The following is a 13,169-nucleotide window of genomic DNA, read 5'->3' as shown; positions in this document are numbered from 1 at the left end:
ACGCGAAGGTTGCCGCGAACGTAGCGAGGGCTGGGACCCGCATCAGCTCTCGAGACGGCGACGCGCCTCATCGAGTTCGCGCAGGAGGGCTCGGTTCAGTGCCCACGCGGCCCGCAGCGACTGGGCCGGCCCGTCTCGATGGTCGGCGAGCAGCGAGCGCTCGATGGCCTCGATGCGTCGAGCGAGCTCCTCGTAGGTGCTCGCGATCGAGGCGAGCTCGTGAGCCTCGGCCACAGCGTTCCTCCGTTACGGTCGCCACGTTCCTCGTCGCGGTCGCCGCCGGTAGACTAGCGCCGCTGAGCTGCCCTGCTGTCCGAGGAGTCCCATGGCATCGCTGACCCTTGTCGATCTTCGCGAGACGACTGGCGCCCTGCGGCGCGACGATCTTCCCGGGGTGGCGTTGCCGGTGGAAGGGCCACGGGCACTCGTGCGTGAGATCGTCCAGAGTGTGCGCACGGGTGGGGACGGGGCCCTGGCGGATCTGACGGAGCGCTTCGACGGCGTGCGGCCGCGAGCGCTCGTCCTCGGTCGCGAGGCGATGGCCGCCGCCTACGAGCGCCTCGATCGGCGGCTGGCCGAGGCGTTGCGGGTCGCTCGCGATCGCGTGCGCGAGGCCTACGAGGCCGAGCGCCCGGCGGCGTCGTCGCTGGTGGCCGACGGCATCGAGGTGCGCCGCAGGATCGTCCCGGTGGAGCGAGCCGGCTGCTACGTGCCCGGGGGACAGGCTCGCTATCCCTCAAGCGTCGTGCACACCGCGACGGTGGCTCGGGTTGCGGGCGTACGCGATGTCGTCGTCGCCACACCGCCGTTGCCCGACGGTGGCCTCGACGACGCGACGCTCGCCGCCTGTCATCTGGCCGGGGTCGACACCGTGCTGCTCGCCGGTGGCGCGCAGGCGGTCGCGGCGCTCGCCTATGGCACGGAGTCGCTCGAGCGTGTCGACGTCATCGTGGGTCCGGGCAACCTCTTCGTCTCGCTGGCCAAGCAAGAGGTCGCGGCCGACGTCGGTGTGCCGGGTGCCTTCGCCGGCCCCTCGGAGGTGGTCGTGGTCGCGGACGGCTCCCTTGAGCCGCGCGTCGCGGCGATCGACGTCGCGGTCCAGGCCGAGCACGGCCCCCATGGCCTGGCCTGGCTCGTGACCTGGGACGCCCGCTGGGCCGAGCAGGTGCTCGAAGAGCTCGCGGCCTACGTGGAGGCGAGTCCCAGGCGCGCCCAGCTCGAGAGCACGCTCGAGGCGCACGGCTATCTCGCGCTCGTGCGCGACCGGGATCAAGCTCGCCTGGTGGCCGACGCGATCGCGCCTGAGCACCTCGAGCTGCTCTACGACCAGGCGGTTCGGGACGCTGATCGGGTCCGCCACGCCGGTGTGGTCTTCGTCGGACGAGCAGCCAGTGCCGCGTTCGGGGACTACGTGGCCGGCCCCTCACACGTCCTGCCGACGGCTGGGACGGCGCGTTTTGCGAGCGTGCTCGGCCTCGAAGACTTCCAGCGTCGCCTCCACGTCGTCGAGGTCCACGACGAGGCGCTCAGTCGGCTGGGCTGGGCCGTCGAGGCGCTCGCCGACGCAGAGGGGCTCGTCGCGCACGCGGACTCGATCCGCATCCGTCGGGAGGCCGGATGGTGAGGCCGGCTCCGTCGCTCGAGGATGCGCTGGGGGCGAGCTACCACTCGGCCCAGGTTCCCGCCAGGGTTCGCCTCAACACCAACGAGTCGCCGTATGGTCCGCCGCCCGCCGTCGCGAGGGCGCTCGAGGAGGCGGTCGCGCTCGATCTGGCGCGCTATCCCGATCGGCGCGCCGAGGCGCTGCGCGCTGCGCTCGGCAGGCTCCACGGTGTCGCGCCGACCTCGATCTTCGTCGCGAACGGGTCGAACGAGGTGCTCGAGACCGTGCTCGCGGCCTGGGGTGGGCCCGGTCGACGCCTGTGGCTCGCGGAGCCGACCTATGGCATGTACCGCCAGATCGCCCGTGTGACGCGCACCACGGTGGTCGCCGGTGCGCGCCGATCCGACGGGTCGATTGATCCGTCGAGTCTGGAGGCCGACTCGGAGCTCGTGATCGTGTGCCAGCCGAACAACCCGACGGGGATGCTCGAGCCGCCCGAGGTGATGGACCGCGTCCTGGCCTGCGACGATCGGCTGGTGCTCGTGGACGAGGCCTACGCCGACTTCGCCGATCTCGGCCCTGCGACCCTGCTTGGGGATCACGTGGTGCGGATCCGTACGCTCTCGAAGGCCGCCGGGCTTGCGGGACTCCGGCTGGGTTATGCCGTCTGTGCGCCCGAGGTCGCCGACGTGCTCTGGTCGGCGTGCCTGCCGTATCACGTGAACGCGGTGACGCAGGCGGTCGCCGTCGCTGCGCTGGCCGATGTGGACGAGATCGCACGACGCGCAGCCCTCGTCGTTCGAGAACGCGAGCGAGTCGGCCAGGCCCTCGGCACGCTCGCTGCGCGCGTGTGGCCGAGTGCGACCAACTTCATCTTGTTCGATCCGGGTCGGCCTGCGACCGAGGTATGGGAGGGACTCGTGGCGAAAGGGATCCTCATCCGCGATGCGTCGCGCTGGCCCGGGCTCTCCAACACGCTTCGGGTCACGATCGGCACCGCGGACGAGAACGATGCGTTCCTCGCTGCACTCGGGGAGGTGCTCGCGTGAGTGGGCGTGTGGGGATCATCGATCGCGAGACTCGCGAGACGCTCATCCGGGTACGGCTCGAGCTCGACGGGGGCCCACGCGAGGACGTGTCGACGGGGCTGCCCTTCTTCGACCACGTCCTGACCCAGATCGCGCGCCACGGGAGGATTGGCCTCGAGGTCGCAGCACGCGGCGACGTCGAGGTGGACGCCCACCACCTCACCGAGGACCTCGGCATCGCGCTCGGTCAGGCGCTCGATGGGGCACTCGGTGAGCGACGCGGCATCGAGCGCTTCGGGGCTGCCACCATCCCGCTCGACGAGACGCTCGTCGAGGTCGTCGTCGACCTGTCCGGGAGGCCCGGCGCATGGGTCGCCCTCGAGGGCGAGCGTGGGCTCCTCCTGGGCAGCCCGGGGGTCGCGCTCGAGCACGTCGAGGAGTTCCTGTGGGGTCTGGCTCGAGGCGGCCGCTTGACGCTGCACGTCCGGTCGATTCGGGGCGCGAACACCCACCACCAGATCGAGGCGATGGCCAAGGCGCTCGGCCGGGCACTCGCCCAGGCGACGGCCGTCAGCGGGGGCGGCGAGATTCCCTCCACCAAGGGCTCCTTGTGAGCGCTGCCATCGTTGTTGCCGACATCGGTATCGGCAACATCGGGGCTGCCGTGGGGGCGTGGCGGGCACTCGGCCATCCGGTCAGGCGGGGGAGCGACCGAGCCGATTTCGACGAGGCGCGGCTGCTCGTCGTGCCCGGCGTCGGTCACCTCGGCAGCGTGCTCGACGCTCTCGCGGCGACCGGTCTCGACGAGGCGATGGTGCGCCGTCGCGAGCGCGGCATGGCGACCTTGGGCGTCTGCGTGGGCATGCAGGCGCTCTTCGACGGCGGCGACGAGGCGCCCGATCGTGTGGGACTTGGTCTCTTGCCCGGCTGGGTCGAGCGCATGAGCCCTGCGCCCCGTCTGCCGGAGATGCAGTGGAACCGGTTGCGAGTGGCGGAGGGGGCCTCGGGGCCACTGGCGGTCCTCGAGGGTGCGTGGGTGTACTTCGTCCACAGTTACGCCGTCGCGACGACGCCTGCGGCGCTTGCCTTCGAGGAGTTCGGTGGCACCTGGGTCGCCGCCGCCGGTCGCGATGCGCTGCTCGGTGTGCAGTTCCACCCCGAGCGCTCGGGGGCGAAGGGTCTGCGCTTCCTCGATGCGCTGTGGCGATGGGTCCAGGAGGAGTGTTAGGCGTGGAACTCGTGGTCGCCGTCGATCTGCTCGACGGAGAGGCTGTCCGGCTGCGGCAGGGCCGGTTCGATGCGCCGCGGCGTTTCGGCGATCCTCGCCGCTACGTCGAGGGCGCCCTCGACGCAGGCGCGCGGTGGTTCCACGTGGTGGACCTCGATCGTGCCCGCACGCCCGGCGACCGTCGTAACGCCGACATGGTCGGCGACCTGATCGCGCTCGTGCGCGAGGCCGGCGGGTCGGTCGAGGTCGGTGGCGGCGTGCGTACGGCCAGGGACATCGCCGAACTGCTGGAGACGGGCGCGTCGCGCGTGGTGCTCGGGACGGCACTCGTCGAGGAGACGCTCGACGAGCTCGATCCGGAGCATCTGGTCGCGGCGCTCGACTATCGGCGTGGCGACGAAGGGGCGCTCGAGGTCGTCGTGAGCGCATGGGAACGCTCTGGTGGTCGGCGGCTCCTCGAGGCGTCCGCTCGACTGTTCGCACGCGGCGTACGGACCCAGCTCCTGACCGACGTCGGACGCGACGGCATGGCGAGCGGACCGGATCTCGGTACCTATCAGGGGCTGTGCGAGGTCGTGCCGGTCGAGGTGATCGCCTCAGGCGGGGTCGCCTCCGCTGACGACCTGGCAAAGCTCGCGGCGATCCGAGGGGCACGAGGGGCCGTGTGGGGGGCCGTCGTCGGGACTGCGCTCCTCGATGGCTCGCTCGGGTTCGACGAGGCACTCAGCGCATGCAGAGCGTGAGGGTGATCCCCTGTCTCGACGTCGCCGAGGGTAGGGTCGTCAAGGGCGTCAGTTTCGTCGAGCTGCGTGACGCGGGAGATCCTGTCGAGCTCGCCGAGCGCTACGTCGCCGAGGGCGCCGACGAGCTGGTGTTCCTTGACATCACCGCCTCGATCGAGGAGCGCTCGACGCTCGTTGATCTCGTCGAGCGTGTCGCGTCACGAGTCTTCATCCCTTTCACCGTGGGCGGCGGTGTCCGTGTGCTCGGCGACGTGGCCGCGTTGCTCGAGGCTGGAGCCGATAAGGTGTCGATGAATTCGGCGGCGGTCGCCGATCTCGGCCTCGTCGAGGCGGTCGCCGGTCGCTACGGGTCCCAATGTGCCGTGGTGGCCATCGACGCTGCTCGTACGGGCGCGGGCGACTGGGAAGTGCGTACCCACGGCGGGCGTCGCCCCACCGGTCTCGACGTCGAGACGTGGGTCCGGCGGGTTTCGGATGCCGGCGCCGGCGAGCTCCTCGTGACCTCCATGGATCGCGACGGCACGCGTGCGGGCTACGACACCGACCTCTACGAGCTGGTGCTGTCGTGCACGAGCTTGCCCGTCATCGCGTCGGGTGGCGTCGGGATCGTCGAACACTTCGTCGACGGCGCGCGGACCGGCGTCACGGGCCTGCTGGCCGCCAGCGTGTTCCACTACGGCGAACTCAGCGTCGCTCAGGTCAAGGCCGCGCTCGACGCGGCGGGTCTCGTCGTGCGCCCCATCGGCGGCTAGCGTGGTGCAACGGGAGGTGGCGGTGGAGCCCAAGAAGGCTGCGATCACGATGTTGGCCGACCGTGTCCTGGTCAGCGTCCCTCCGTCGGAGGGGGAGCGCCACGCGCGCTCGGGCATCGTGATCCCCGCGACCGCGCAGATCGCCAAACGTCTCGTGTGGTCAGAGGTGAGCGCGGTCGGTCCGGCGGTGCGCTCGGTGCGTCCGGGTGATCTCGTGCTGTTCGCGCCCGAGGATCGTTACGAGGTGGAGATCGGCTCGGAGACCTACGTGATCTTGCGCGAGCGGGATCTCCACGCGGTGGCCTCCGATCGGCTCGACGACGAGACGGGGTTGTACCTGTGAGCGATATCGAGGGGGTTGCCCCAGGCGAGGCGGTCTCCGTGGACGTCGTCGCCTTCGGTCCCGATGGACTCGTCCCGGCGGTCGTCGTCGACGAGGACGACCAGGTCCTGATGCTCGCCTACATGGACGCGGAGGCGCTCCGACGAACCCTTCGTGACGGACGGACGTGGTTCTACTCGCGATCACGGCGGACCTACTGGGCAAAGGGGGAGACCTCGGGCGCCGTGCAAGAGGTTCGCTCCGTCACCACCGACTGCGACGGTGACGCGCTCCTCGTGCGCGTGCGTCAGCGTGGGGTCGGTGCGTGCCACACGGGCGCGTGGAGTTGCTTCATGCATCCGGTGCTGGGGCAGTCGTGAGGCTGCGTCTCGTTCAGGTCCGGGCCCGCTACGTCGCCGACGCACTCACACCCATCGAGGTGTTCGAGCGGTTGGTGGCGCCCGGCGAGGCGGGCTTCATCCTCGAGTCGGTCGACCAGCAGGGTCGCTGGTCGCGTTACTCGGTCGTCGGGCGTCGGCCCTTGGCGCGCGTCATCGGCGAGGTCGGCCACGCCCGACTCGAGGCTGCCGACGGCTCGGTCCTCGACGAGGCACCGGGCATTCTCGATGGGCTGCGTCGGTGGTCGGAGGGGCTCGAGGTCGACGCCGTCGACGACGGGTGCCCGATGGCCGGACCGTTCTCGGCAGCGTTCGTCGGCCACGTCGGCTACGAGGCGGTCCGAGAGCGCGAGCCGAGCGTGCCGAGTTCGCACCCGGACGACGTCGGCCTGCCGGAGGCGCGGCTCCTCCTCGCGGGTGACCTCGCCGTGATCGATCACTGGGCGCAGTCGCTCACGCTCTCGTCGGCGCTGCTCGTGGAGGACGATCCCGTCGGGGCCGCGGCAGCGGCGAGGGCGGCGCTCAGTCGTCTCGAGGCCGACCTCGAGTCGGCCGTCGGGCGACCGGTGCGTGCCTGGCCACTTGGTGACGATCCCAGCGAGGGGGTGGCGCTGCTCGATCAAGGGTTTCGGGAGCCGTTCGCGCACGCCGTCCGGCTCGCGAAGCAGGCGATCGACGAGGGCGAGGTGTTCCAGGTGGTGCTGTCGCATCGCTTCGAGCTCACGACCCGGGCGAACCCTCTCGCGCTCTATCGAGCGCTGCGCCTCACCAACCCGTCGCCGTACATGTATCTCATCACGGACGCCGGGGGTGCGATCGTTGGCTCCTCGCCCGAGGCCCTCGCGACGGTGCGCGACGGCGTCGTCTGGACGCGACCGATCGCCGGTTCCCGGCCGCGGGGTTCGGGTGGGGCGAGCGACGAGGCTCTCATCGAGGAGCTGCTCGCCGACCCGAAGGAAAGGGCCGAACACCTGATGCTGGTCGATCTCGCCCGCAATGACGTCGGCCGTGTGGCACGCTTCGGGAGCGTCGTGGTCGATGAGTTCATGGTGCCCGAGCGCTTCGCGCGCGTGATCCATCTCACCTCGAGCGTCCATGGTCAGCTGACCGACGGCGTCGGCCCGATCGACGCGCTCGCGGCGACCCTCCCGGCGGGCACGCTGTCAGGTGCCCCGAAGGTGCGCGCGATGCAGCTGATCGACGAGCTCGAGTCCAAGCGACGCGTGGTCTACGGCGGCGTCGTCGGCTACGTCGGTCGCGATGGCACCGACCCCGAGAGCGCGGTGATGGACTTCGCGATCGCGATTCGTACCGCCGTCTGGCTCGAGAACGGTCGGGTGCTCCTGCAGGCTGGGGCCGGCATCGTCGCAGGCTCGGACCCGGAACGGGAGGCGACCGAGTGCGTGGCGAAGGCAGCGGCGGTGGCCCGGGCAGTCGCCGTCGCCGATCGCCTCATCGAGGTCTGAACGCCGTCGTCACACGAGGTCCCCTGGGGCGAGCTGTGGTCAGCGGTGAGCGCGCGATCGACCCTCGCCACTGTGCGAGGCAGCGTCACGGGCAGAGGTCTGCGGCTCTGAGCGGTTCGTGTGAGCCTCGCTAGGGTGCGGACGATCGCACCGTCGCACCGACGCCGCCGACGTCGAAGTGCGTGTGCTCGCGCGCGCGCCGGCGCCGGTAGGCGACGGCGTAGCCACGGTCGCCGACCACCGCGGCACTCGTGATCGCTCCGGCGTCGACACCGCCGACGACGAGCGCCGTACCGGGAGCGACGGCGATCGGCTCGGCCAGCTCGAGTGCGACGAGGCCGATCGGGGCCGGCGCTCCTCGCGAGGACGTGCGTGCGACGAGCTCTTGACCGGTGTAGCAGCCCTTGGTGAAGCTCACTGCACGCTCGACGAGTGTGGGTACTCCGTGGGCGAGCAGACCGTCGACGAGATCGCTCGCAGGATCGAAGGCGCCGGCCACGAGGCGTTCGGCGTGGAAGCGGGCGAGGTCGGCGGGCGCGTCGACGAACGGTGCGTCCTGGTCGAGGGGCCAGAGAGGCTCGAGGCCCTCTGGAGGCCGAACGTGGAGGTGGCCAGGGAGGAGCTCGATGGTGGCCTGGGTGCGGATGCGGAAGTGCTCGAGGCGTTGGCGGACGCGTTCGCCATGCGCCTCGGCGACGACGAGCCAGAAGGCATCGTCGGCGAGGCGACGTACCCTGAGCCAGGTCACGAGGTGGCCATCGACGCCGAGGAGCACGCTGATCGCCCCCTGGCCGTCCGCCTTCAGGGTCGAGACGTCCTGGGACAGCTGACCCTGGAGGTAGCGAGCCGCATCCCGACCGGTGACCTGGACCCGAACGAAGGGTGCGGTGAACGCGTCGCTGGGCCCCGAGGCGTCGCTCGGCCCCGAGGCTGTGGCGACCGTCGTGGCGTCCATGCTCCCAGGCTAGGCGCCTCAACTCTGCGACCTGGTTGGTCGATCACTCTCGGTATGACATGGCGGCTGCGGGGACGGTGGCGTCTCGTCGTCCTCGCCGCCATCTGGATGCCGCTCCTCCTCGCGCTCACCGTCGGGGCCTCGTGGTTGCGGCGTGTGGACGCGTCCAGTGTGTCGTCGGAGCGAGCGCTTGCGAACGCCGTTGCACGGGCGTGGGCTCGGCGCGTCGCGGTGCGAGCCGACCTCGTCGTCGCCGATCTCGACACCGTCGGGACGGTGCTCATCGGGCCTCGTCCGACGCTCGCGTCGTTGCCGGCGACCATGGTGCCGGTGCTCGAGGCCTTCGTCGCCCGTCAATCAGCCATCGAGGGGATCGCGGTCGTGGCCCCGCACGGAGGATCCATCTGGTGGCGGGCCGGGCGTGCGGTCGATCCTGTCGCCGTCGGCGCGTCGGGGACGAGGTTGGTTCGTGTGTCCAACGGGTTCGAGATCGCCGTTGCGATCCATGCACGCCGAAGTGCGCAGGTCGACTACCTCGTCGAGGCCCTTGTCGCGCCGGGAACGTTGCAGGTCGCAGCCCCGGCACAGACCGGCGTCAGGGCGGTGAGCCTTGCGATCGGGGGCGTGCGCGTGTTCGATCGTGCCACTGCGGCCACGATGCACGTACAGGTTGCGAGTGCGCTCGGGCCGGTCGAGGTGGAGTTCACTGCCCGAACGAGCGTCCTCGACGCCGCGAGCGGACCCATGAGCGCACTCGTGGCTGCCATCGTCGTGCTGGTGGGTGCGTCGGCGCTCGTCACGCAGCGCTTCGTGCGAGACTCCGAGCGCTACCAGGCCGAACTCGCCTGGCGGGAGGCGCTCGAGCGCGCGCTCGCGGAGCTCGCTGGTGCCGCCGAGGGTGCCCAGAGCGTCGGAGCCTTCCTGGAAGCGGCGGCGGGCATCCTCGGCCGCGTGCCGGGCGTGCGGGTGCTGCAGGGAAGGGACGGCGACGGTCTCGAGGTCGTCGCCGACGATCCACGCCGTCGCGCTTGGCTCGCGCCGTTCGAGCCTCGCATCCGTGGCGCCATCGACCGCGAGGTCGCAGAGTTCGCACTCGTGGATCGACTGCGCCGTGCCGAAGCCGAGGCGAGGTCGATCGCCAGGCGGGATCCACTCACCGGCCTCGCGAACCGGATGGCGCTCACCGAGCGGCTCGTTCGCCTGACGAGCGATGCGAGTGTGGGTGCGGTCGTGTGCATGCTCATCGACCTGGATGACTTCAAGGAGGTGAACGACTCCTTTGGTCACGTCGTCGGCGATCAGGTCCTCATCGAGGCGGCGAGGCGTGTGGCCGGTGAGGTCGCGCGCCGGCTGCCGTCGGCACTGGTGGCACGCTTCGGTGGCGACGAGTTCGTCATCCTCGCAGCGCTTGCGATGGACGAGGCGGCGGCACGCGATCTCGCACAGCGCATCGGCCGTGCCCTCCGGCGACCCGTGGAGCTCGAGGCCGGCCTTGCGGTGACGATCGGGGCGAGCGTCGGATGGTCCTGGTGGCCGCGGGACGCCGGCGATCTCGCGGGGCTGCTCCGCGTGGCCGATGCCACGATGTACGAGGCGAAGCGCGCCCGGAGTGTCCGAGGTGCAGGAGCGAGCGACGCCCGCAGTGCCATCGTGGATCCGTGGGGCCCCGAAGCCACGGCGGAGCTCGCGGAGGACCCTTCGTGGCGGGTCGCGCTCGGAGGCGCGCTCCCCGACGAGGTGCTCGACGCGCTCGTCGACGGTCCGGCGGCGGCAGCGAGGGCGGTGGCGAGATGGGGTGGCGGCGCCGTGGCCGAGCTCGCTGACGTACCGCCGTCGACCCGCATCGCCATGGCGCGACTCGAGACCGGTCTCAACGTCGCCGGTGCTCGCCGTCGGGTGCTGAGGGCCCGCTGGTCCGAGGCGCTCGACGGCCTCGACGGTCGACCGCTCGGGTCGGTCCTCGAGGAGGTCGACGTCGCGGGCGGGCTCGCCGGAGTCCATGGCGCGGCGCTCGTCGAGGTCACCGGGGCGGGTCGGTTGCGCGTTCGAGGAAGCGCTGGGCGCGAGCGAGCCGCGCTCGTCGCCGCGCTGGAGGAGCCGTCGGGACCGCTGGCGCGGCGCGTCATCGGCGTGGACGAGCAGGTCGTCGGCGACGGGGCGATCGTGTGCCGACGCGAGGACTCGAGCGTCTGGGGGCTCGTGGTCGCGGTCGAGGTCGCACCCGATGCGACAGAACCCTTGCTCGGTCGGCTCGTCGAGGCGATCTGCGACCGTATCGCGTTGCTCCGTCGTGGGTATCACTCGACGCTTGGCCGGCGTGAGATCCTCACGCGTCTGCGTGGTGGAGGCGTACGGCTCGCACTCCAGCCGATTGTTCGCCTCGGCGACGCGAGTGTCATCGGGCTCGAAGCGCTCGCACGGCTCGACGATGGCCGAGGTCGACTCTGGTCGCCGGCGGAGTTCCTGCCCTTTCTCTCCGCTGCCGAGCTCGGCGAGCTCTTCGAGCGGGTCCTCGATGACGCAGTCGGCCTGGCGGCGAACTGCCTGCGCCCCGACCTCGCGATCGGGGTCAACGCACCGACCGCGGTGCTCGCCAACCCGAGTTCGGTCGACACCATCCGCCGGGTCCTCGAGCGCTACGCGGTCGCGCCGTGGCGGCTCACGATCGAGGTCCTGGAGGACTCGACCGGAGCACCCTCATCGCTCGAGGCCACGCTCGTTGCGCTGGGAGCGCTTGGCGTGCGTCGGGCACTCGACGACGTCGGGAGCAGCGGTCAGGGGATCGTCCGGCTCGCGAGCTTGTCGGTGGATCTCGTGAAGGTCGCGAGCGACGTGGTCGCTGCCCTCGGTGAGAATCCCCTGCAGGCCATCGTGACCCTCGATGCCGTGGCGCGCCTTGGCGAGGGCCAGGGGTGCTCGGTCGTGCTCGAGGGCATCGAGACACGTGCCCAGTTCGAGGTGGCGCGCGCGCTCGGCATCGAGCTCGGACAGGGCTACTTCCTCGGTCGCCCGGAACTGGCACGCGCCGATGCTGCCTGGGTCGATCCTGGCGTCGCCGCCGAGGCCGTCGGGGCGGCCTACACGACGCTGCCGGGCGCGCTCGCGTGGCACTGGCGCCATCGAGGCGGCCACGAGTGCGCAGTCGAGGCCTGTCCGATCACGCCAGCGCTCACGGGCGCACTTGCCGCGCTCCATCTGGTCGTCCACGGTCGCGGCGACGCAGGCTCGCCTACAACGCTCACCGATGCACTGGTGGCCGCGATTGCGAGTGAAGCGTCGGCCTCTGGCTCAGCCGACCTGCGAGGGTACGCGGTCGTGGACGGCGGCCGGTAGTTCGAGCACGATGCGTGTTCCGCCGTCGGATCGGATCGGGGAGCTCGCGCCGAGGCGACCATGCATGGCCTGGACGAGGCGTGCGGCGATCAAGAGGCCGAGCCCAGAGCCGATCTCGTTGTTGCGACCTGGGCGTGGCGCGACCTGGCGGCTGAAGAGCTGGTCGCGCACGGACGGCGGGATGCCGGGTCCGTCGTCGGTGATCTCGATGCGGACGCTCTCCAAGCGCCGGGTGACGATCACGTCGATCGAGCTGCGCGCGAACTTGACGGCGTTGTCGAGGATGTTGGCGAGCGCCTGCGAGAGCCGCTCCGGGTCGCCGAGCACGGAGCGCGCATCCGGTGCGAGCGACGCGTGCACCTCGAGCCCTTGGGTGCGGCCGCGCAGACGAGCGGTCTCGGCAAGGTGCTCGACGAGATCGCCGAGATCGAGGGGGGTCACGGTGACGCGGAAGCCATCGGCCTCGAGGCGTGCGAGGCTCATCAGGTCGGCCAGGAGGCGCTCGATGCGCTGCGCCTCGCGTTGGATGACGCTTGCGGCATGGGCCGGCTGAACCACCTCGCCGTCCTCGATGGCCTCGGCGAAGCCCCGGATGCTCGTGAGCGGCGTGCGCAGGTCGTGGGAGATGGCGAGGAGGAAGGATGTCTGACGCTCGCTCGCACTGCGCAGCGAGGCGATCATCTCCGCAAGGGCCTGTCGCAGATCGTCGAGTTCTCGCTGGGCGATCGGCTCGGACGGCGGTGCCTGGGCAAGGTCGCCACGGCTGACTCGTTCGGCGAGCGCCGCGAGGTCCGCCACCACCGACGAGACGCGGCGGGTGTAGGCGTCGGCGAGCAAGATGGCCACGAGCGCCGCCAGCAAGGTCAGCGCCACGACGAAGAGGGCTGGGACCAGCTCGGACGGGAGCGAGCGATGGAGGACGACCGCGTAGGTGCGTTGGGCGTGGCGGTCGACGAGGATGACGGGGTCGAGGGCCCAGACGGTGTCACCTCGCACCACGAAGGAGACGTGACCGGGAACGAGCTGTGGCGGATGGAGGACGACGCCGTGCAGCTCGGCCGGGACGGGGCCGCCGAGATGGCCGGACGGATCGAGGCGCACCAACCTGCGCGCGCCGAAGGTATGGGCGCCGTGGGGACCGAGGAAGAAGTGCTCGGCGCGGCTTGCGACGTTGGCCGCCACGCTCGCTTGGCGCGCGAGGAAGCTCTCGTTCTCGTGCAGAGCGATGGAGCGGAAGATGAGCAGCGTGCCGACGCCGGCTGCCAGGGCGGTCGTCACGGCGGTGGTCGCGAGCCCGGCGCGGAGCGTCGTTCGGATCGTCGGGCGACGGCGTCGTCGCAC

Annotated in this window: 13 protein-coding genes; 10 read left to right on the top strand and 3 right to left on the bottom strand. The window is 71.0% G+C overall.

What is annotated here, in order from left to right:
* Nucleotides 1–42: 42 nt before the first annotated feature.
* Nucleotides 43–234 carry a hypothetical protein gene (locus tag AFER_RS05695; protein WP_015798531.1) on the bottom strand — a complete coding sequence of 64 codons (192 nt, stop codon included), beginning with the start codon at nucleotides 232–234 and terminating at the stop codon, nucleotides 43–45.
* A gap of 91 nt (nucleotides 235–325) precedes the next feature.
* Here AFER_RS05695 and hisD point away from each other — a divergent pair, with 91 nt between their 5' ends.
* Genes hisD through AFER_RS05650 form a run of 9 tightly spaced genes read left to right on the top strand, consistent with a single transcriptional unit; the run spans nucleotide 326 to nucleotide 7,540 of the window.
* Nucleotides 326–1,624, top strand: coding sequence for a histidinol dehydrogenase (hisD, locus tag AFER_RS05690; RefSeq protein WP_015798530.1), 1,299 nt, complete (start codon nucleotides 326–328; stop codon nucleotides 1,622–1,624).
* On the top strand, nucleotides 1,618–2,652 hold the full coding sequence (hisC, locus tag AFER_RS05685) for a histidinol-phosphate transaminase (RefSeq protein ID WP_015798529.1): 1,035 nt from the start codon (nucleotides 1,618–1,620) through the stop codon (nucleotides 2,650–2,652). Before hisD ends, hisC begins: the two co-directional genes overlap by 7 nt.
* On the top strand, nucleotides 2,649–3,245 hold the full coding sequence (gene hisB, locus AFER_RS05680; protein WP_015798528.1) for an imidazoleglycerol-phosphate dehydratase HisB: 597 nt from the start codon (nucleotides 2,649–2,651) through the stop codon (nucleotides 3,243–3,245). The genes hisC and hisB overlap by 4 nt, the downstream gene beginning before the upstream one ends.
* The gene (gene hisH / locus AFER_RS05675) at nucleotides 3,242–3,859 is read left to right on the top strand and encodes an imidazole glycerol phosphate synthase subunit HisH (RefSeq protein ID WP_015798527.1); all 618 of its coding nucleotides are present in this window, start codon (nucleotides 3,242–3,244) and stop codon (nucleotides 3,857–3,859) included. Before hisB ends, hisH begins: the two co-directional genes overlap by 4 nt.
* 2 nt (nucleotides 3,860–3,861) lie before the next feature.
* On the top strand, nucleotides 3,862–4,602 hold the full coding sequence (locus tag AFER_RS05670; protein WP_015798526.1) for a 1-(5-phosphoribosyl)-5-[(5-phosphoribosylamino)methylideneamino]imidazole-4-carboxamide isomerase: 741 nt from the start codon (nucleotides 3,862–3,864) through the stop codon (nucleotides 4,600–4,602).
* On the top strand, nucleotides 4,590–5,354 hold the full coding sequence (hisF, locus tag AFER_RS05665; protein WP_015798525.1) for an imidazole glycerol phosphate synthase subunit HisF: 765 nt from the start codon (nucleotides 4,590–4,592) through the stop codon (nucleotides 5,352–5,354). The genes AFER_RS05670 and hisF overlap by 13 nt, the downstream gene beginning before the upstream one ends.
* A 22-nt stretch (nucleotides 5,355–5,376) precedes the next feature.
* On the top strand, nucleotides 5,377–5,697 hold the full coding sequence (locus AFER_RS05660; RefSeq protein ID WP_015798524.1) for a GroES family chaperonin: 321 nt from the start codon (nucleotides 5,377–5,379) through the stop codon (nucleotides 5,695–5,697).
* Entirely contained in the window at nucleotides 5,694–6,056 is a 363-nt protein-coding gene (gene hisI, locus AFER_RS05655) for a phosphoribosyl-AMP cyclohydrolase (RefSeq protein WP_015798523.1), read from the top strand. The genes AFER_RS05660 and hisI overlap by 4 nt, the downstream gene beginning before the upstream one ends.
* Complete coding sequence (locus AFER_RS05650; RefSeq protein ID WP_015798522.1) at nucleotides 6,053–7,540, top strand: anthranilate synthase component I family protein; 1,488 nt, start codon at nucleotides 6,053–6,055, stop codon at nucleotides 7,538–7,540. The genes hisI and AFER_RS05650 overlap by 4 nt, the downstream gene beginning before the upstream one ends.
* 130 nt (nucleotides 7,541–7,670) lie before the next feature.
* Here AFER_RS05650 and AFER_RS05645 read toward each other — a convergent pair whose 3' ends face one another.
* Nucleotides 7,671–8,495, bottom strand: a complete 825-nt coding sequence (locus tag AFER_RS05645) for a YgfZ/GcvT domain-containing protein (protein ID WP_015798521.1) — start codon at nucleotides 8,493–8,495, stop codon at nucleotides 7,671–7,673.
* A gap of 54 nt (nucleotides 8,496–8,549) precedes the next feature.
* On the opposite strand from AFER_RS05645, the gene AFER_RS05640 reads away from it, so the two are divergent.
* Nucleotides 8,550–11,828: a GGDEF domain-containing phosphodiesterase gene (locus tag AFER_RS05640; RefSeq protein ID WP_015798520.1), complete on the top strand. Its 3,279-nt coding sequence runs from the start codon at nucleotides 8,550–8,552 to the stop codon at nucleotides 11,826–11,828.
* Here AFER_RS05640 and AFER_RS05635 read toward each other — a convergent pair.
* Nucleotides 11,784–13,169 (bottom strand): sensor histidine kinase, encoded by a 1,386-nt coding sequence (locus AFER_RS05635; protein WP_015798519.1) that lies wholly within the window; start codon nucleotides 13,167–13,169, stop codon nucleotides 11,784–11,786. The genes AFER_RS05640 and AFER_RS05635 overlap by 45 nt on opposite strands.

The organism is Acidimicrobium ferrooxidans DSM 10331 (assembly GCF_000023265.1).
GTDB lineage: Bacteria > Actinomycetota > Acidimicrobiia > Acidimicrobiales > Acidimicrobiaceae > Acidimicrobium > Acidimicrobium ferrooxidans.
Note: the sequence above shows the minus strand (reverse complement) of the source record. Positions and strands in the feature narration are given on the sequence as shown.